This is a genomic window from Streptomyces sp. NPDC007991 (genome assembly GCF_042958445.1).
In the GTDB taxonomy this organism is placed as follows: domain Bacteria; phylum Actinomycetota; class Actinomycetes; order Streptomycetales; family Streptomycetaceae; genus Streptomyces.
In genome coordinates, this window is the sequence record NZ_JBIBJD010000008.1 from 110105 (window position 1) to 128499 (window position 18395).

The 18395-nt window shown below is 72.6% G+C and carries 22 protein-coding genes; 17 read left to right on the forward strand and 5 right to left on the reverse strand.

What is annotated here, in order from left to right; all coding sequences use genetic code 11:
• Positions 1-168: 168 nt before the first annotated feature.
• The 4 genes from ACFZDA_RS23655 (at position 169) to ACFZDA_RS23670 (ending at position 4206) form a co-directional block, all read left to right on the forward strand.
• On the forward strand, positions 169-1380 hold the full coding sequence (locus tag ACFZDA_RS23655) for an NYN domain-containing protein (RefSeq protein WP_391084925.1): 1212 nt from the start codon (positions 169-171) through the stop codon (positions 1378-1380).
• Between the two features lie 123 nt (positions 1381-1503).
• Positions 1504-2478, forward strand: coding sequence for an ATP-binding cassette domain-containing protein (locus ACFZDA_RS23660; protein ID WP_391085716.1), 975 nt, complete (start codon positions 1504-1506; stop codon positions 2476-2478).
• 136 nt (positions 2479-2614) lie between these two features.
• Complete coding sequence (locus ACFZDA_RS23665; protein ID WP_391084927.1) at positions 2615-3436, forward strand: ABC transporter permease; 822 nt, start codon at positions 2615-2617, stop codon at positions 3434-3436.
• 56 nt (positions 3437-3492) lie between these two features.
• A complete protein-coding gene (locus tag ACFZDA_RS23670; protein ID WP_391084929.1) occupies positions 3493-4206 on the forward strand; it encodes an AAA family ATPase in 714 nt (237 codons plus the stop codon).
• 24 nt (positions 4207-4230) lie between these two features.
• Here the strand turns inward: ACFZDA_RS23670 and ybaK are convergent, their stop codons facing one another.
• The 4 genes from ybaK to ACFZDA_RS23690 all read right to left on the reverse strand — a co-directional run bounded on the left by ybaK (position 4231) and on the right by ACFZDA_RS23690 (position 8240).
• Positions 4231-4737, reverse strand: a complete 507-nt coding sequence (gene ybaK / locus ACFZDA_RS23675) for a Cys-tRNA(Pro) deacylase (protein ID WP_391085718.1) — start codon at positions 4735-4737, stop codon at positions 4231-4233.
• Between the two features lie 20 nt (positions 4738-4757).
• Positions 4758-5498 carry an LON peptidase substrate-binding domain-containing protein gene (locus ACFZDA_RS23680; RefSeq protein ID WP_391084932.1) on the reverse strand — a complete coding sequence of 247 codons (741 nt, stop codon included), beginning with the start codon at positions 5496-5498 and terminating at the stop codon, positions 4758-4760.
• 11 nt (positions 5499-5509) lie between these two features.
• A complete protein-coding gene (locus ACFZDA_RS23685) occupies positions 5510-6541 on the reverse strand; it encodes a hypothetical protein (protein WP_391084935.1) in 1032 nt (343 codons plus the stop codon).
• Between the two features lie 121 nt (positions 6542-6662).
• On the reverse strand, positions 6663-8240 hold the full coding sequence (locus tag ACFZDA_RS23690; protein WP_391084938.1) for an oxidoreductase: 1578 nt from the start codon (positions 8238-8240) through the stop codon (positions 6663-6665).
• Between the two features lie 178 nt (positions 8241-8418).
• Here ACFZDA_RS23690 and hisD point away from each other — a divergent pair, with 178 nt between their 5' ends.
• The 8 genes from hisD to hisF are packed head-to-tail and all read left to right on the forward strand — an operon-like array spanning position 8419 to position 14111.
• Complete coding sequence (hisD, locus tag ACFZDA_RS23695) at positions 8419-9744, forward strand: histidinol dehydrogenase (protein WP_391084941.1); 1326 nt, start codon at positions 8419-8421, stop codon at positions 9742-9744.
• The gene (locus ACFZDA_RS23700; RefSeq protein ID WP_391084943.1) at positions 9741-10847 is read left to right on the forward strand and encodes a histidinol-phosphate transaminase; all 1107 of its coding nucleotides are present in this window, start codon (positions 9741-9743) and stop codon (positions 10845-10847) included. The genes hisD and ACFZDA_RS23700 overlap by 4 nt, the downstream gene beginning before the upstream one ends.
• Complete coding sequence (hisB, locus tag ACFZDA_RS23705) at positions 10844-11437, forward strand: imidazoleglycerol-phosphate dehydratase HisB (RefSeq protein WP_003989586.1); 594 nt, start codon at positions 10844-10846, stop codon at positions 11435-11437. The genes ACFZDA_RS23700 and hisB overlap by 4 nt, the downstream gene beginning before the upstream one ends.
• Positions 11434-11598 (forward strand): hypothetical protein, encoded by a 165-nt coding sequence (locus tag ACFZDA_RS23710; RefSeq protein WP_010039417.1) that lies wholly within the window; start codon positions 11434-11436, stop codon positions 11596-11598. Before hisB ends, ACFZDA_RS23710 begins: the two co-directional genes overlap by 4 nt.
• Positions 11589-12239: an imidazole glycerol phosphate synthase subunit HisH gene (gene hisH / locus ACFZDA_RS23715; RefSeq protein WP_391084948.1), complete on the forward strand. Its 651-nt coding sequence runs from the start codon at positions 11589-11591 to the stop codon at positions 12237-12239. The genes ACFZDA_RS23710 and hisH overlap by 10 nt, the downstream gene beginning before the upstream one ends.
• On the forward strand, positions 12236-12961 hold the full coding sequence (gene priA / locus ACFZDA_RS23720; protein WP_391084951.1) for a bifunctional 1-(5-phosphoribosyl)-5-((5-phosphoribosylamino)methylideneamino)imidazole-4-carboxamide isomerase/phosphoribosylanthranilate isomerase PriA: 726 nt from the start codon (positions 12236-12238) through the stop codon (positions 12959-12961). The genes hisH and priA overlap by 4 nt, the downstream gene beginning before the upstream one ends.
• Complete coding sequence (locus ACFZDA_RS23725) at positions 12958-13359, forward strand: RidA family protein (protein WP_307174630.1); 402 nt, start codon at positions 12958-12960, stop codon at positions 13357-13359. The genes priA and ACFZDA_RS23725 overlap by 4 nt, the downstream gene beginning before the upstream one ends.
• Positions 13356-14111, forward strand: coding sequence for an imidazole glycerol phosphate synthase subunit HisF (gene hisF / locus ACFZDA_RS23730; RefSeq protein WP_356923038.1), 756 nt, complete (start codon positions 13356-13358; stop codon positions 14109-14111). Before ACFZDA_RS23725 ends, hisF begins: the two co-directional genes overlap by 4 nt.
• Before the next feature lie 25 nt (positions 14112-14136).
• Here hisF and ACFZDA_RS23735 read toward each other — a convergent pair whose 3' ends face one another.
• Entirely contained in the window at positions 14137-14772 is a 636-nt protein-coding gene (locus ACFZDA_RS23735; protein ID WP_391084957.1) for a TIGR03085 family metal-binding protein, read from the reverse strand.
• Positions 14773-14856: 84 nt separating this feature from the next.
• Here ACFZDA_RS23735 and hisI point away from each other — a divergent pair, with 84 nt between their 5' ends.
• The 5 genes from hisI (at position 14857) to ACFZDA_RS23760 (ending at position 18316) form a co-directional block, all read left to right on the forward strand.
• Complete coding sequence (gene hisI, locus ACFZDA_RS23740) at positions 14857-15252, forward strand: phosphoribosyl-AMP cyclohydrolase (RefSeq protein ID WP_391084960.1); 396 nt, start codon at positions 14857-14859, stop codon at positions 15250-15252.
• Between the two features lie 11 nt (positions 15253-15263).
• Positions 15264-16745: an anthranilate synthase component I gene (locus tag ACFZDA_RS23745; protein ID WP_391084963.1), complete on the forward strand. Its 1482-nt coding sequence runs from the start codon at positions 15264-15266 to the stop codon at positions 16743-16745.
• Positions 16746-16786: 41 nt separating this feature from the next.
• Complete coding sequence (locus ACFZDA_RS23750) at positions 16787-17428, forward strand: TIGR02234 family membrane protein (protein ID WP_391084966.1); 642 nt, start codon at positions 16787-16789, stop codon at positions 17426-17428.
• Between the two features lie 109 nt (positions 17429-17537).
• Positions 17538-17789, forward strand: coding sequence for an HGxxPAAW family protein (locus ACFZDA_RS23755; protein WP_391084969.1), 252 nt, complete (start codon positions 17538-17540; stop codon positions 17787-17789).
• 92 nt (positions 17790-17881) lie between these two features.
• Positions 17882-18316, forward strand: a complete 435-nt coding sequence (locus tag ACFZDA_RS23760; RefSeq protein WP_391084972.1) for a DUF2752 domain-containing protein — start codon at positions 17882-17884, stop codon at positions 18314-18316.
• Positions 18317-18395: the final 79 nt, after the last annotated feature.

The window sequence follows — 18395 nt, forward strand, 5'->3', positions numbered from 1 at the left end:
GGCCGACAACGATCGCATGTCGGACAATTACCCTGCGTGACAGGGGCAGTCGGAGCAGGCCGGCGCGAAACGCCACGCCGAAGATCGAGTTCCGGCCGTTAACCTCCGCGCCGTCGGGCAGACTCGAAGCAAGCCCGAAGCAAACCTCCCGGGAAGAGGGTGAGTCGTGTGGACCGCTGCATCGTCCTGGTGGACGCGGGGTATCTGCTGGGGGCGGCGGCGAGTCTCCTCGCCGGGGAGCCCTCACGATCCCGGATCACCGTCGACCACACCGCCCTCATCCAGGGCCTGCGCGAACGCGCCGAGTCGGACACGGAGCAGCCGCTGCTGCGGATCTACTGGTTCGACGGCGCCCCCGACCGCGTCCCGCAGCCCGAGCACCGCAGGCTGCGCGTGATGCCCCGGGTCACCGTCCGGCTGGGCGCCCTGACCCGCAGCGACGGCCGCTGGGCGCAGAAGGGCGTGGACGCCGCGATGCACGCCGAGCTCACCGAGCTGGCCCGCAACCGCGCCTGCTCCGACGTCGTCCTCGTCACCGGGGACGGCGATCTGCTGCCCGGCATGATGGCCGCCAAGGAGCACGGCGTCGCCGTCCACCTGTGGGCCGTGCAGGCCGCCGACGGCGACTACAACCAGTCCGAGGACCTGGTCGCCGAGGCCGACGAGCGGCGCGTCCTGGACCGGACCTGGATCACCAAGGCCGTCCGCGCCAAGGAGCACACCGCCGTGTGCGCCCCGCAGCCGGCGCCCCGGCCCGAGATCGCCGCGATCCTCTCCGCCCCGCTGCCCGAGTCCGCGCTCGCCGCCGCGGCCGAGCGCCCCGCCCCACAGCCGCAGCACCCCGCGGCCGGCCCCGGGCACAACGGCGCGGAGGAACGGGCGCCCGCCGCCAAAGGCGTCCCCACGCCCAAAGACCTGGCCGCCCTGCGCGCCCCCGGCCCCCAGTCCGCCCAGCAGCCCGCCTCCGCCACTCTCCGCTGGTCCTCCGACAAGGGCTGGGTCGACCGGCCCACGGCCGAGCCCCCCGAGGCCGCCCTGATGCCGACGCTCGCCCAGCTGACCACGGCCGAGCAGCGGTGGGCCGACCGCGAGGAGGACATCACCACCGTCGGCGGCGACCCCTACGAGGTCGGGCAGGTCTTCGCCCGGCGCTGGGTCGAGCGCCTCGGCGACCAGAGCCACCTGCAGAAGCTGTCCGGGATGTACCCGCGCATCCCGCACCGCGTCGACGGGGAGCTGCTGCGCTACGCCGCCCGCTTCGGCCTGCTCGCCCACAAGGACGACCAGATCGACGAGCGCGACCGGTACGCCATCCGGGCCGGCTTCTGGAAGGAGATCGGCGTGCGCACGGGAGTGGAGCACGCCCCCGTCGGCGAATGAGGACTTTGCCGACGGATTTCCCGTTGTGGACCGACCCGAGAGCGGACCGGGGCTGTCGACCCCGTAGTCTCGTTGCTTGTGAGTAAGCGCGCGGCACAGGCATTTCGGCACGGTGGTGACATCGTGTGCGCGGTGCGCGGGCTGACCAAGACCTACCCGGCCGTCCGCGGCCGGCGCGGCGCGCCCGGAACACCCGAGGTCCGTGCCACGGACGACGTGACGCTGGACATCCGGCGCGGCGAGATCTTCGGCCTGCTCGGGCCGAACGGCGCCGGCAAGTCCACCCTCGTACGGCAGCTCACCGGGCTGATGCGGCCCGACCGCGGCAGCGTGGAGATCCTCGGGCACGACATCGTGCGCCACCCGGAGCGGGCCGCGCGCATCCTCGCCTACCTCGGTCAGGAGTCGACCGCCCTCGACGAGCTGACCGTGTCGCTCGCCGCCGAGACCACCGGGCGGCTGCGCGGCCTGGACGTCCGGCGGGCCCGGGCCGAGCGGGACGACGTCCTCGACGAGCTGGGGCTCGCGCCCCTCGCCGGGCGGCCGCTGAAGAAGCTTTCCGGGGGCCAGCGGCGCCTGGCGTGCTTCGCCGCGGCGCTGGTGGGGGAGCGGCCGCTGCTCGTGCTCGACGAGCCGACCACCGGCATGGACCCGGTGGCGCGGCGGGCCGTGTGGTCCGCCGTCGACCGGCGGCGGGCCGAGCGCGGGACGACCGTGCTGCTCGTCACCCACAACGTCATCGAGGCAGAGACCGTGCTGGACCGGGTGGCGGTCCTCGACCGTGGACGGGTGATCGCCTGCGACACCCCGGCCGGGCTCAAGGAGCAGGTCGCCGGTGAGGTGCGGGTGGACCTGGTGTGGCGGGACACGGCGCCGGTACACGTCCCCGAGGTGGCCGCGCTGCGGGACCGGGTCGTGGAGTCGGGCCGCCTGTGGACGCTCCGGCTCGGGCCCGAGGAGGCCAGGGCGGTCGTCGCCACCGTCACCGGAGGAGCCGCCTTCGCCGCCCTGGACGACTTCACGCTGGCCACGCCGAGCCTGGAGGACGTGTACCTGGCCCTGGGCGGTGCCGCGCAGCAGGGGCTGGTGAAGGCGTGAGGAGTATGAAGGCTTTGAGTACGCGGGCCGGTGCGTACGTACCGAGCACGTACGTACCGTGTGGATACGCACCGAACGCATACGTGCCGAACAGGGCGACTGCCGCAGTGGACCCGACGAAGGGGAGCAGCGCGACGTGAGTGTCGTACCCGCCGATGTCCTGCCGGGCAGCGCCCTGGCCGTGGACGAGCCCGCCGTGTGCGCGGCCGAGCTCGGACCCCGGGCGCGGCTGTGGCCGTCGCTGGCGGCCGTGTACCGGGCGCAGCTGTCCCGGGCGCGGGTCGCGCGGATCCCGCTGCTGTTCGTGGCGACGTTCCAGTCGGTCGGCATCATGGTCCTGATGCGCGGGGTCGTGGACGACGGGGCGGAGGCGCAGGCCGTCGTCGCCGGGTCGTCCGTGCTGGTGGTGGCCTTCGTGGCGCTGAACCTGCTCGCGCAGTACTTCGGGCAGCTGCGGGCCAGCGGCGGGCTCGACCACTACGCGACGCTGCCGGTGCCGCCGGCGGCGGTGGTGCTGGGCGCGGCGGGCGCGTACGCGTCGTTCACCGTGCCGGGGACCGTCGTGACGGCGGTGTTCGGCTGTGTGCTCTTCGGGCTGCCGCTGGCCCATCTGTGGGTCCTGGCGGCCGTGATCCCGCTGGCGGGCGCCGCGCTCGCCGGGCTGGGGGCGGCGCTCGGGCTGCTCGCGCCCCGGCCGGAGCTGGCCACGCTGCTCGGGCAGCTGGGCATGTCGGCGGCGCTGCTGCTGGGCGTGCTGCCGGCCGAGCGGATGCCGGAGGCGGTGCGGTTCACGCGGGACCTGCTGCCGTCGACGTACGGCGTGGAGGCCTTCGCGCGGACGTTCGGGCCGCGTCCCGACTGGGCCTTCGTGCTCGGTGACCTCGCCGTGTGCGGGTTGGTGGGTGTCGTCTCGCTGGCCGTGGCGACCTGGGCGTACCGCCGGGCGGCCGTGCGGTGAGCGGGGAGGGATCGTCCGGTGACGCGGGACACAGGCAGGCCTGGCACGATGGCAGGGTGACCGCACCACTGAATCCGCCACCGCCGCCGCATGAACGTTCCGCACAGGATGCGTGGCCGCCGCCGGGCGCCGGGTCCGGGGCGCACGGACCCCAGGCTCCCGGGTCTCAGCACGCCGAGTACGCCGCGTACACCGGGCACGGCTGGTACGGGCAGGACGGGCCGGGCATGAAGACGGAAGTGCGCGAGGCCGGCCTGGTCGCCGTGGCGGTGGCGCTCGGCGGGGTGCTGCTCGGTGTGCTGTGGTGGTGGCTCGCGCCACATGTGCCGCTGGTCGGGGACGTGGTCGAGGGGAAGTGGATCGTCTACCTGAAGGACACCGAGGGGGAGCAGGCCGTCGGGGTCGACGGCACGTTCGCCTTGCTCGGGCTGGCCTTCGGGGTTGTCAGCGCCCTGGTCGTGTTCCTGCTGCGGCGGCGCGGGGGTGTACCGCTGGTGGTGGGGCTGGCCGTCGGGGGGCTGCTCGGGTCGTTGCTGGCCTGGCGGGTCGGGGTGTGGCTCGGGCCCGCGGAGGATGTCGTCGCGCGTGCGCGGGATGTGGGGCGGGGGGTGACGTTCTCCGCGCCGTTGAAGTTGGGGGCGAAGGGGGCGTTGCTGGCCTGGCCGCTTGCCGCGCTGGTGCTGCACCTCGGGTTGACGGCGTTGTTCGGGCCTCGGGATCCGGAGCCGGAGTTCGAGCATGGGCCTTATGAGGCACCGCCTGCTGCGTAGGCACCCGGCACGACTGCCCGCAGGCTAGGCAGGCCGTCCGACGGGAGCGACTACCGCCTCCGTCAGCTTCCGCAAGTCCTCCGGGGACAGTTCCACCTCCAAGCCCCTCCGGCCCGCCGAGACGCAGATCGTCGGGTGGGAAGACGCCGACGCGTCCAGCACCGTCGGGAGCTTCTTGCGCTGACCCAGGGGGGAGATGCCGCCCCTGACGTAGCCCGTCGTGCGTTCCGCCAGGGCCGGGTCGGCCATCGTCGCGCGTTTGCCGCCGACCGCCGCTGCCAGGGCCTTCAGGTCCAGTTGGCCCGCCACCGGGACCACCGCGACCGTCAGCGCGCCGTCGATGTCGGCCACCAGGGTCTTGAAGACGCGGTCCGGACAGACGCCCATCGCCTCGGCCGCCTCCTCGCCGTAGGAGGGGTGGGCGGGGTCGTGGTCGTAGGAGTGGACCGTGAACTCCACGCCCGCCGCCGTGAGGGCGACCGTCGCCGGGGTACCGCCCGGCTGGTGCTGCTTCTTCGACTTCTTCGCCATGGGCGTCCGCTTCATCCGCTTCAGTTGAGACTCGTCGGGCCGCGCGTCAGGTCCGACGCCGGCAACGACGGCAGATTACGGATGATGGCCGTCTCGGAGCGAAGGAGTTTCAGCTCGTCGCGCAGGCGGGAGGCCGTGTCGGGCGCCTGGAGCAGGCGCTGCTTGCTGGGGGTGTCCAGCATCATCGCCGCGGCCACCAGATACGACACCACGCCGGGTTCGTCGGGCAGGTCGGCACCGGTCGTCAGGGACCGTTCCCGGGCGCCCGCCAGCCGCTTCTGGTACTGGCGGAAGGAGCGCAGCACCCCCTCGGCCAGCGGCGCCGCCTCGTCGCCGGGTTCCTCCGGCAGCGTCTCCAGCTCGGCCGTCAGGAACGGACCCGACGCCTCCACCGACAGCAGCCGCACCCGGGTCGTGCCGGTCGCCAGCACCTCGAAGGAGCCGTCGGTCCGCTCCCGGATCGTCGCCGCGTCCGCGATACAGCCCACCTTGTGGAACGCCTTGGCCGGGTCCGTGCCGAAGCCGGCGGCGGGCCCCCGCTCGGGCAGGGACGTCGGGTCGGGCATGCCGGGCGCGCTCGGGGCCACCTCGTGGCCGTCGCGGATCGCCACGACGGCGAACCGGCGCGGCTCGTCCTCCGGTGTCTTCAGCAGTTCGCGCATCATGGCGCGATACCGCTCCTCGAAGACGTTGAGCGGGAGCACGAGCCCCGGGAACAGCACCGAGTTCAGGGGGAAGAGGGGGAGCCGGACGGTGGTCACGACGTAAAAGCCTAATGGTCGCCGGAGCTGACTCGTCCGCCCCGGCCACTCCGTGGATGCCGGGCCGGCCGGCCGGCTGCCCCGGACAGCACGTCGTCGCGTATCCGCAGGAAGTGGCCGAGCGGGTCGTCCGACACCTGGTCCCAGGGGAACGAGGTGGCGTACGGGCCGTTCAGGCGCAGTTGTTCCCGGGCGTCCTGCCAGCGCTCCAGGCGCACCAGGACGAAGACGAGCAGGTTCCGCATCCGGGCCGGCCAGGGATCGGCCGCGGGCAGTCGCGGGGACAGCGCGATCGCCCGGTCGGCGGCGGCGTCCAGCCGTGCGCGCGGCAGCTCGGGCCCGCAGCCGTCGGTGAGGTAGCCGAAGGCCGCCCGCAGCGGGAGCGCCTGGACGAGCGCGTCGGCGGGCGCGTCCTGTGCGGCCCGGTCGGCGAAGTCGAAGCACTCCTGGTGCGAACCGTGCCAGGACGCGGCCAGATAGCGCAGGGCCGACTCGTGGCAGCCGTAGTGGTGCGGAGCGCGGCGGACGGCCGCCGCCCACAGTTGCTCGAAGTAGGTGTGCCCGGCCTGGGCGCCGCGCGCGTGGTCCAGCGCGAGCCGCCAGGGCACCGGGTCGGCGTGGTCGGCCCGGGCGGCGGCCGTGATCAGCGGGCTGATCTCGCGCAGCGCCTCGGCCCGGGCCGGTGACTGCCAGGCGCGGTCCACCGCCAGCTGGGCCCCGAGCAGCAGCGCGTCCGGGTCGTGCGGGGCCGTGGCGAGCCAGGCGTCCAGCCAGTCGGGGCGGGAGCGGGCGAAGGAGGCCAGCCGGGTCACGTACCGGTCGCGCCGCTCCCACTCGGCCGCCACCCGCGTCGCGCGCAGCAGCCCGGAGGCCGGTCCGTGGTCGCCGCGGGCGGCCGCGACCAGCGCCGGACTGAGCCGGGCGTCGGGGGCGTCGAGCAGCACCTCGTCGTCGGCGCGCGGCCTGCTGACGGGGTGGGACGCGGTCCTTGTCATCCGGCCCGGGCGGATGAACGGCAGCTGCATGGCCATGGTGCCGACCATTGAAAGTCCGCTGGTTATGGCGGCGCCAGATCGTTCGGCGAAATCGCGGAAAGTTGTACGCCCCACGGTCAAGAGAGCGTAAAAGTGTGACAGTTCAATAACGCTGGTCACACCCGCATCATCAGTTGCGCCGCAGCAGCCGCGTCGCCCCCGCCGCCACCGTCGTCGCCAGGATCCAGCCCAGCAGGATCATCGCCGTCGCCAGCCACTGCCAGCCCCCGCGCAGCTGCCAGAAGCCCACCTGGCCCAGGTCGATCACCGGCAGCAGCAGATCGAGCGTGAACAGCGTGGGGTTCCACTCCGGATGCTCGCCCTGCTTCAGCGGCGGATGCCCGGTCTGCGCGAAGGCGAGGGAGCCCGCCGCCCACAGCACCGCCATCCACACCGCGGCCCGGCCCGGCCGGTACCCGTAGGCGACCGTCCAGTCCTGCGCGTACCCCCACAGCTTGGCGGCCGGTGGCAGGCTCTCCCGGTGCCGGCGCTGCTTGGCGAGCAGCACCTCGCGGGCGTCCTCGTCCTCCCCGCCGGCCCGCAGCACGGCCGCGAGCCGCTCGTACGGCTCCGGGTTGTACTCGGCGGTCGCCGCCGCCACCCAGTCCAGCCGCTCGGCCAGCGGGAACGGCCCGCGTGGCACGAGGTTCTCGTAGGTGAAGCCGCCCATGTGCAGCCGCCCCGGGCCGGGCCAGGCGTCCGCCCGGTCCATCAGGTTGACGATCTTCGCCCCCGACAGCACGACACGCCCGCGCGCGGGATGCTCGCCGAGGAACCGCAGCTCCGGCGTCTGCACCCGGCGCAGTGACAGTTCCTGGTCGTCGGTGAGGGTGAATCCGGCCTGCTCGAAGTCGACCGCGTCGCCGAACCGCCCGTCGTCCAGCCGGATCCCGCCCTCGCACGAGAAGCGCTGGATCCGCGTCCCGCGCGCCGGGGTCATGCCGCTCATCGCCTGGGCGCCGACGCCCGCCGGGGTCAGGTACAGGCTGCGCTCTACGGTCAGCTGCGGGGCGTTGAAGGCGAGCCGCTCGCGGGGGTTGGCCAGGCGGGCGCCGCGCAGGCTCAGGGAGACGCCGATGGTGGCGGCGCGCAGGCTCAGCTCGCCGTGCGACTCCAGCAGCTCGGCCTGTAAGTCCTGGCCGACGGTCAGGCCGTCCGCGGCGATCGACCGGCCGCTGCGGTCCCGGTGCACGATCGCCTGGTTGAGCATCAGGTCCGTGCCGATCTGCGCGTCCGTGAGCCGGATGCCGCGGTGGAACCGGCAGCGCGGCAGATGCAGGTCGCCCTCCGTCTGCACCCGGGCCGCCTCCAGCCGAGGCACCGAGCAGTCCACCATCCGCACGGTCGTGAAGCGGGCCTCCGGCAGCAGCACGTCCTGCTCGAACCGGCACTGGCGCATCTCGACGTACGGCACCACCGTGCCGCCCGCGAGGTCCAGCGAGCCGCTGATCCGCACGCCGGCCAGCTTCAGCGAGGACACCCGGCCGGCCAGGGCGGGCGGGCCGTCCAGGAGCAGCCAGCAGACGATCCGGGCCCGCACGGTCCGCTCCTCGCCCCACGGGTGGCCGCCGTGCGGATCGTCCACCACCGGGTCGCCGCTGCTCAGGTCGTACACGCTGCCGTTGCGGAACGCCTGCCACATTCCGGCCTCGACCGCCGTCAGGTCCTCGGGCACATCCCCGGCACGCACGCCGGCCCCCTGCGTCACGTCTCTTCCTTCCTCCCCGGATACTCGCGGGTCAGGTGCTTCGTACACCTGTTCATGCCCGCTGAGTGACGCCCCGAACGCGAAACGTGAAGGGGATCTTCCGGGGTTCGGCGATGGTCTGTATCAGCCATTGATACGAGCGGACGGCGCGGGAATCGGGTCTGAGAGAATTGAGCACGTGATCTCCCGAATCGATCTGCGCGGCGACACCCTCCCCGAGGGCCCCGCCCTGCGTGACCTGCTGCCCCGAGCCGAGTTCGACGTAACGGCCGCCCTGGAGAAGGTGCGTCCGATCTGCGAGGACGTGCATCATCGGGGCGACGCGGCGCTGATCGAGTACGCCGAGCGGTTCGACGGGGTCAGGCTCGACCAGGTGCGGGTGCCGGCCGCCGCGCTCACGCGCGCGCTGGACGAGCTCGACCCGGCCGTGCGCGCGGCCCTGGAGGAATCCATCCGCCGTGCCCGGACCGTCCACCGCGAGCAGCGCCGCGCCACGCACACCACCCAGGTGGTGCCCGGCGGCTCCGTGACCGAGAAGTGGGTTCCGGTCGACCGGGTCGGGCTGTACGCGCCGGGCGGCCGGTCGGTGTATCCGTCCTCGGTGGTCATGAACGTCGTGCCCGCACAGGAAGCCGGCGTGGAGTCCATCGCGCTCGCCTCCCCGGCCCAGTCCGAGTTCAACGGGCTGCCGCACCCGACGATCCTCGCCGCCTGCGCCCTGCTCGGTGTCGACGAGGTCTACGCGGCCGGCGGTGCCACCGCCGTCGCGATGTTCGCCTACGGCACCGAGTCCTGCCCGCCCGCCACCATGGTCACCGGCCCCGGCAACATCTGGGTCGCCGCCGCCAAGCGCTACTTCACGGGCAGGATCGGCATCGACGCCGAGGCCGGCCCGACCGAGATCGCGGTCCTCGCCGACGACACCGCCGACCCGGTGCACGTCGCCTCCGACCTGATCAGCCAGGCCGAGCACGACCCGCTGGCCGCCGCCGTCCTGGTCACCGACTCCGCCGAGCTCGCGGACGCGGTGGACAAGGAGCTGGAGCCGCAGGTCGCGGCCACCAAGCACGTCGACGACCGGATCGTCCCGGCCCTGTCCGGCAAGCAGTCCGCGATCGTCCTGGTCGACGGCATCGACGAGGGCCTGAAGGTGGTCGACGCCTATGGCGCCGAGCACCTGGAGATCCAGACGGCCGACGCCGCCGCCGTGGCCGACCGCGTACGGAACGCCGGCGCGATCTTCATCGGCCCCTGGGCCCCGGTCTCCCTCGGCGACTACGCGGCCGGCTCCAACCACGTCCTGCCCACCGGCGGCTGCGCCTGCCACTCCTCGGGCCTGTCCGTCCAGTCCTTCCTGCGCGGCATCCACATCGTCGACTACACGCGCGACGCACTGGCCGAGGTCGCGCACCACGTGGTCACGCTGGCGGAGGCGGAGGACCTGCCGGCACACGGCGCGGCGGTCAAGGCGAGGTTCGACTGGAAGGTTCCACAGGGCAAGTGACAGGCATCGACGATCTCCCCGTACGGGACGAGCTGCGCGGCAAGTCCCCCTACGGCGCGCCCCAGCTGGACGTCCCCGTACGGCTGAACACCAACGAGAACCCCTACCCGCTGCCCGAGCCGCTGGTCGAGCGCATCGCCGAGCGGGTCCGTGAGGCGGCCCGCAACCTCAACCGCTACCCGGACCGGGACGCGGTCGAGCTGCGCACCAAGCTCGCCGAGTACCTGACCGACACGTCCGGTTACGAGGTCGGCCTCGCCAACGTCTGGGCGGCCAACGGCTCCAACGAGGTCATCCAGCAGCTGCTGCAGACCTTCGGCGGGCCGGGCCGCACCGCGATCGGCTTCGAGCCGTCGTACTCGATGCACGGGCTCATCGCGCGCGGCACGGGCACCGGCTGGATCTCGGGCCCGCGGGGCGACGACTTCACGATCGACCTCGCCGCCGCCGAGAAGGCCATCGCCGAGCACCGGCCCGACGTCGTCTTCATCACCACCCCCAACAACCCCACGGGCAACGCGGTCCCGCCCGGGACGGTCCTCGCGCTCTACGAGGCCGCGCAGGCGGCCAAGCCGTCGATGGTCGTGGCCGACGAGGCGTACATCGAGTTCAGCCACGGCGACTCGCTGCTGCCGCTGCTCGACGGACGCCCGAACCTCGTCATCTCCCGCACGATGTCGAAGGCGTTCGGCGCGGCCGGCCTGCGCCTCGGCTACCTCGCCGCGCACCCGGCCGTCGTCGACGCCGTCCAGCTCGTCCGGCTGCCCTACCACCTGTCGGCCGTCACCCAGGCGACGGCCCTGGCCGCCCTGGAGCACACCGGCACGCTGCTCGGCTATGTCGAGCAGCTCAAGGCCGAGCGGGACCGCCTGGTAAGCGAACTTCGCGCCATCGGCTACGAGGTCGTCGACTCCGATGCCAACTTCGTGCAGTTCGGCAGGTTCGAGGACGCGCACACGGCCTGGCGGAAGATCCTCGACCGGGGCGTCCTCGTCCGGGACAACGGCATCCCCGGGTGGCTGCGGGTGTCGGCCGGAACCCCCGAAGAGAACGACGCGTTCCTCGACGCGGTACGTGCACTGAAGAAGGAGCAGAGTTCATGAGCCGCACAGGACGCGTGGAGCGGACGACCAAGGAAACCTCGGTCCTCGTCGAGATCGACCTCGACGGCACCGGCAAGACGGAGATCTCCACCGGCGTCGGCTTCTACGACCACATGCTGGACCAGCTCGGCCGGCACGGTCTGTTCGACCTGACGGTGAAGACCGAGGGCGATCTGCACATCGACTCGCACCACACCATCGAGGACACCGCCCTCGCCCTCGGCGCCGCCTTCAAGCAGGCCCTCGGCGACAAGGTCGGCATCTACCGCTTCGGCAACTGCACGGTCCCGCTGGACGAGTCCCTCGCCCAGGTCACCGTCGACCTGTCCGGCCGCCCCTACCTCGTGCACACCGAGCCCGAGAAGATGGCGCCGATGATCGGCGAGTACGACACCACGATGACCCGGCACATCCTGGAGTCCTTCGTCGCCCAGGCCCAGATCGCGCTGCACGTGCACGTGCCCTACGGGCGCAACGCCCACCACATCGTGGAGTGCCAGTTCAAGGCGCTGGCCCGGGCCCTGCGCTACGCCTCCGAGCGCGACCCGCGCGCGGCCGGCATCCTCCCCTCCACGAAGGGCGCCCTGTGAACGGCATCTCGACCCTGCTGATCGTCGTCGGCCTGTTCCTCGTCGGCGGCATCTACTCCTTCGTCAAGCAGAAGATGCCCAAGGGCCTGATCGTGCTGCTCTCCATCGGCGCCGCGATGTGCCTGGCGGCCGGTGTCGTGAGGCTGGAGGTGTGGAATTGAGCGCCTCCCGCAAGAGTGTGGTCGTCTTCGACTACGGCTTCGGCAACGTCCGCTCCGCCGAGCGTGCCCTGGCGCGCGCGGGAGCCGACGTCGAGATCACACGCGACTACGACAAGGCGCTGAACGCCGACGGGCTGCTGGTGCCGGGCGTCGGCGCCTTCGCCTCCTGTATGAAGGGCCTGCGCGAGGCGCGCGGCGACTGGATCGTCGACCGACGCCTGGCCGGCGGCCGCCCCGTCATGGGCATCTGCGTCGGCATGCAGATCCTCTTCGCGCGCGGCATCGAGCACGGCGTGGAGACCGAGGGCCTCGACGAGTGGCCCGGCTCGGTCGAACCGCTCCAGGCCGAGATCGTGCCCCACATGGGCTGGAACACCGTGGAGGCGGCGGCCGGCTCACGGCTGTTCGCCGGCCTGGACGCGGACGCGCGCTTCTACTTCGTGCACTCCTACGCCGTCCACGACTGGTCGCTTCAGACCCACAACCCGGCGATGCGGGCCCCCATGGTCACCTGGTCCACGCACGGCAAGCCGTTCGTCGCGGCCGTCGAGAACGGCGCCCTGTGGGCCACGCAGTTCCACCCCGAGAAGTCCGGCGACGCCGGAGCCCAGCTCCTCACCAACTGGATCGGAACACTGTGAGCAAGCTCGAACTCCTCCCCGCCGTCGACGTCCGCGACGGCCAGGCGGTCCGCCTCGTGCACGGCGAGTCCGGTACGGAGACCTCCTACGGCTCGCCCCTGGAGGCCGCCCTCGCCTGGCAGCGCTCCGGCGCCGAGTGGCTGCACCTGGTCGACCTGGACGCCGCGTTCGGCACCGGGAACAACCGCGAGCTGATCGCCGAGGTCGCCCAGGCGATGGACATCAAGGTCGAGCTGTCCGGCGGCATCCGCGACGACGACACCCTCGCCGCCGCCCTGGCCACCGGCTGCACCCGCGTGAACCTCGGCACGGCCGCCCTGGAGACCCCCGAGTGGGTCGCCAAGGTCATCGCCGAGCACGGCGACAAGATCGCGGTCGGTCTCGACGTCCGCGGCACCACCCTGCGCGGCCGCGGCTGGACCCGCGACGGCGGCGACCTCTACGAGACGCTGGAGCGCCTCGACAAGGAGGGCTGCGCGCGGTACGTCGTCACCGACATCGCCAAGGACGGCACGCTCCAGGGCCCCAACCTGGAGCTGCTGAAGAACGTCTGCGCGGCGACGGACCGTCCGGTCGTGGCCTCCGGCGGTGTCGCGTCGCTCGACGACCTCCGAGCGATCGCCGAGCTCGTCCCGCTCGGTGTCGAGGGCGCGATCGTAGGGAAAGCGCTGTACGCGAAGGCGTTCACCCTGGAAGAGGCATTGGAGACTGTGTCGTCATGAGTGATGCCGTACGGCGCGTGCAGAGCGGAAGTCCCTGGGAAGAGAGTTTCGGTTTCGCGCGCGCCGTGGCGGCGGGCGATCGGGTGCTGGTGGCGGGCACGACACCCTTCAAGGGCGATGTGCTGTACGGGGAGGGCGACCCGTACGAGCAGGCCAAGGCGGCTTTCACCAGCGCCCTGGAGGCGATCGGCGAGTTCGGGCTCGGTATCGAGTCCGTGGTCCGGACGCGAATGTATCTGGCACACACGCGCGACCTCGACGAGGTGGGCCGGGCTCACAAGGAGCTGTTCGACTCCGTGCGCCCCGTCGCGAGCTTCCTCGTGGTGGACGGCTTCGTCGACCCGCGCGTCCTGGTGTCGGTGGAACTAGAGGCATTCAGAGGAACGGTGGATTCATGACCCTGGCGGTCCGAGTCATCCCCTGCCTGGACGTGGACAACGGCCGGGTCGTCAAGGGCGTCAACTTCCAGAACCTGCGCGACGCGGGCGACCCCGTCGAGATGGCCAAGGTGTACGACGCCGAGGGCGCCGACGAGCTGACGTTCCTGGACATCACCGCCTCGTCGGGCAACCGCGAGACGACGTACGACGTGGTGCGCCGCACGGCCGAGCAGGTGTTCATCCCGCTCACGGTCGGCGGCGGGGTGCGCACCGCCGAGGACGTGGACAAGCTGCTGCGGGCCGGCGCGGACAAGGTCGGCGTCAACACGGCCGCGATCGCCCGCCCGGAGCTGATCCGGGAGATCGCCGAGCGCTTCGGCCGCCAGGTCCTGGTCCTTTCGGTGGACGCCCGCCGCACCGAGTCCGGCTCCTTCGAGGTGACCACCCACGGCGGCCGTCGCGGCACCGGCATCGACGCCGTCGAATGGGCGCACCAGGCCGCCGAGCTGGGCGCCGGCGAGATCCTGCTCAACTCCATGGACGCGGACGGCACCAAGGACGGCTATGACCTGGAGATGATCCAGGCCGTGCGGGGGCACGTGACCGTCCCGGTCATCGCCTCCGGCGGCGCGGGCAAGCTGGCGGACTTCCCGCCGGCCATCGCGGCGGGCGCGGACGCGGTGCTGGCCGCGTCGGTGTTCCACTTCGGGGACCTGCGCATCGGCGAGGTCAAGCAGACGCTGCGGGAGGCGGGCCACCCGGTGCGGTGACCCACCCCTCAGGACCCGACCGGCTTCAGATCCCGAGCTGCTTCGTCTCGTGCAGCTTCGCGATCGCGTCCTCGTCGCCGTCCAGCTCGACCTCGGCCTTGCTCTGCCGGCCGTAGGAGAACAGCACCAGCTCCGAGGGCTCACCCGTCACCGTGACCACCGGCGCGCCCCGCTGGGCGACGACCGTCTGGCCGTCCGGGCGGCGCAGCACCAGGCCCGTCGGGACGCCGCGCCCCATCAGCCGGGCCGTGCGCTCCAGCCGGGACCACAGGGCGTCCTGGAAGACCGGGTCGAGCTCGCGCGGCGACCAGTCGGGCTGGGCGCGCCGGACGTCCTCCGTGTGGACGTAGAACTCGATGGTGTTCGACATCTCGTCGACCTGCTTGAGGGAGAAGGGCGAGAATCGCGGCGGCCCCGTACGGATCAGCTGGATCAGCTCCTCGTACGGCTTGTCGGTGTACTCCGCCATCACCCGGTCCAGGCGCGGCGCGAGCTGCTTGATCAGTATCCCGCCGGCGGCGTCCGGGCGGCGCTCGCGCACCACCACGTGCGCCGCGAGGTCCCGGGTGGTCCAGCCCTCGCACAGGGTGGGCGCGTCCGGGCCCGCGGTCTCCAACAGATCGGCGAGGAGAAGTCGTTCACGCTTGGCATGGGTCGACATGCGGCCCAGCCTACGACCGCCGATCAGGTCCGCACAGTGGACACTCCACCTGGCCTGTCAGTGGCGCGCGGCACAATGGTCGGCATGACCAGCACGTCCCCCCGGCCCAGCCGTCTCGCCCCGGAGATCGCCGCCCGCCTCAAGCGCAGCGCCGACGGCCTCCTGCCCGCCATCGCCCAGCAGTACGACACCGGAGAGGTGCTGATGCTCGGCTGGATGGACGACGAGGCGCTGCACCGCACCCTGACCACCGGCCGGTGCACGTACTGGTCCCGCAGCCGCCGGGAGTACTGGGTCAAGGGCGACACCTCCGGCCACTTCCAGTGGGTGAAGTCCGTGGCGCTGGACTGCGACGCCGACACCGTCCTCGTCAAGGTCGACCAGGTCGGCGCCGCCTGCCACACCGGCGCGCGCACCTGCTTCGACCAGGACGTGCTCCTCAAGGACGGCGGCTCCGACGCCCCCGCCTCGGATCAGTAAGGTCAGCGGCCATGGACCTCGAGACGTTCCGCAAGCTCGCCACCGACCGGCGGGTCATCCCGGTCACCCGCAAACTCCTCGCCGACGGCGACACCCCGGTCGCGCTCTACCGCAAGCTCGCCGCGGAGCGCCCGGGCACCTTCCTGCTGGAGTCCGCGGAGAACGGCCGCTCGTGGTCCCGTTACTCCTTCGTGGGCGTGCGCTCGGCGGCGACGCTGACCGAGCGCGACGGACAGGCCCACTGGCTCGGCGCCCCGCCCGTCGGCGTCCCCGTCGACGGCGACCCCCTCGCCGCGCTGCGCGCCACCATCGAGGCCCTGCACACGCCCCACCAGGACGGCATGCCCCCCTTCACCGGCGGCATGGTCGGCTACCTGGGCTACGACATCGTCCGCCGCCTGGAGAAGATCGGCCCCGGCGAGCGCGACGACCTGAAGCTGCCCGAGCTGACCATGCTCCTCACCAGCGACCTGGCCGTCATGGACCACTGGGAGGGCTCGGTCCTGCTGATCGCCAACGCGATCAACCACAACGACCTGGACACCGGCGTCGACGAGGCCCACGCGGACGCCGTGGCCCGGCTCGACGCCATGGAGGCCGACCTCTCCCGCGCGGTCGCCCAGCCCCCGGCCGCGCTCCCGCCCTCCGAGCTCCCCGAGTACACGGCGCTGTGGGGCGGCCCCGACTTCCAGGAGGCCGTCGAGGACATCAAGGAGCGCATCCGGGCCGGGGAGGCCTTCCAGGTGGTCCCCTCCCAGCGCTTCGAGACGCCGTGCACGGCGAGCGCGCTGGACGTCTACCGGGTCCTGCGGGCCACCAACCCGTCCCCGTACATGTACCTGTTCCGTTTCGACGGCTTCGACGTCGTCGGCTCCTCCCCCGAGGCCCTGGTCAAGGTCGAGGACGGCCGGGCCTTGGTCCACCCCATCGCCGGCACCCGCTGGCGCGGCGCCACGCCGCAGGAGGACCAGGCCCTCGCCGACGAGCTGCTCGCCGACCCCAAGGAGCGCGCCGAGCACCTCATGCTCGTCGACCTGGGGCGCAACGACCTGGGGCGGGTCTGCGAGCCCGGCTCGGTCGAGGTCGTCGACTTCATGTCCGTCGAGCGGTACTCGCACGTGATGCACATCGTCTCGACGGTGACGGGCCGCGTCGCCCCGGGCCGCACGGCCTTCGACGTCCTCACCGCCTGCTTCCCGGCCGGCACCCTCTCCGGCGCCCCGAAGCCGCGCGCGATGCAGATCATCGACGAACTCGAACCGTCCCGGCGCGGGCTCTACGGCGGCTGCGTCGGCTACCTCGACTTCGCGGGCGACTCCGACACCGCCATCGCCATCCGCACGGCCCTCCTGCGTGACGGCACCGCGTACGTGCAGGCCGGCGCGGGCATCGTCGCCGACTCCGACCCGGTCGCCGAGGACACGGAGTGCCGCAACAAGGCGGCGGCGGTCCTGCGGGCCGTGCACACGGCGAACCGGCTGGGAAAGGCCTGAGATGAACCCCGGGTGACGGTTCGCCCGGGGTTCAGGCGATAGTGGAGTACGTGACTGCCGCACCTCACCCCCGTTCCGAAGCCGCCGGATCCGCCCGGGCCGGCCGACTGAGCCTCGCCGTCGCGCTGCTGTGCGGCGCGCTCGGCGCGGCCGTGGCGCTGCTCGCCACCCGGCAGCGCTGGGCGGAGGGCACCGCGACGGTGGCCGGCGGCGCCTTCCCCCTGACCGCCAAGGGCAGCGACGTCACGGGCGTACCCGCGGCGCTCGCCGTGGTCGGCCTCGCCGCCCTCGTCGCCGTCTTCGCCGTCCGCCGGGCCGGCCGCTTCGTCGTGGCCGGGCTGCTGGCGCTCTCCGGCGCGGGCATCGTCGCCGCCGCCGTGCTCGGCGCGTCCGACAGCTCCGCACTCGACGAGCAGGCCGCCCAGGCCTCCGGCGACACCTCCGCCTCCGTGGACACCCTCAGCCACACCGCCTGGCCGTACGTCGCGGCCGTCGGCGGCGTCCTCATCCTCCTGGCCGGTCTGCTCGCCCTGCGCTACGGCCGGCTGTGGCCCGCGATGTCCGGCCGCTACGAGCGGGGCGGCACACCCCGGTCACGCCGCAAGGCCCCTGCCGTCGACCCCGACCGTCCCGAGGACCTGTGGAAGGCACTCGACCGGGGCGAGGACCCGACCGGGGCGTGAGCCCACCCGGCGGAGCGGGGGACACCCCCGCTCACGGCGGGCGTGCGCGTGCGGGACAATGGGCCTGAGCGTCCTGCTCAGACACGCACACAGCAACGAGGAGCAAGCAATGGCGGGCAGCAGCCACGGTCACACCCCGGCCGCCTGGACCGGTGTCATCATCGCCTTCATCGGTTTCTGCGTCGCGGGCGCGTTCATGGTGATGGACCAGCCCGTGGGCTTCTGGGCGGGCATCGTCGTCGTGCTCCTCGGCGGTGTCGTCGGCGGCATCATGCGGATGATGGGCCTCGGCCAGCCCAAGGACCTGCACCAGCCGCACGCGACCACGGGCGACCGCGAGCCCGCGCGCGCCGAGGGCTGACCCCCGCGGAGCACCGCGTCGTCGTATCAGTCGTACGAGGGGCGGCCGGCACTCGGGTGCCGGGGCCGCCCCTCACGCGCGCACCGGGCACAATGCGTACCGTGAACGCCTACAGCCGAAGGGTGACGCACAGCGTCCCGGGCCGCCTGGCCGCCCCCGCCGGGGTGCTCGCGGCCGTCGCCGCCGCGTTCGCCTACGTGGGCGCGGTCGACCCCAGCGAACCCGGCCACTACCCCGTCTGCCCGCTGCTGCGCTACACCGGCCTGTACTGCCCCGGCTGCGGCGGACTGCGCAGTGCGCACGCCTTCGTCCACGGCGACGTCCCGGCGGCGCTGCACGCCAACGCGCTCGCCGTCCTCGGCTATCTGGCCTTCGCCGTGCTGTGGACCGTATGGGTGGTCCACGCGGCGCGGGGGCGCCCGATGCGGTTCGACCCGCGCCCGGGGCTGGTGTGGAGCCTCGGCGCGTTGCTGCTGGTCTTCTCCGTTGTCCGGAACCTGCCCTTCGGTGGCTGGCTCCATCCTTGATCAACTGGCGGATGTCCAGGTAGTGGACCGGGCGTCAACCGGATGCGAGGCCTTCGCCCCGGTGCGGATACCATCGCAG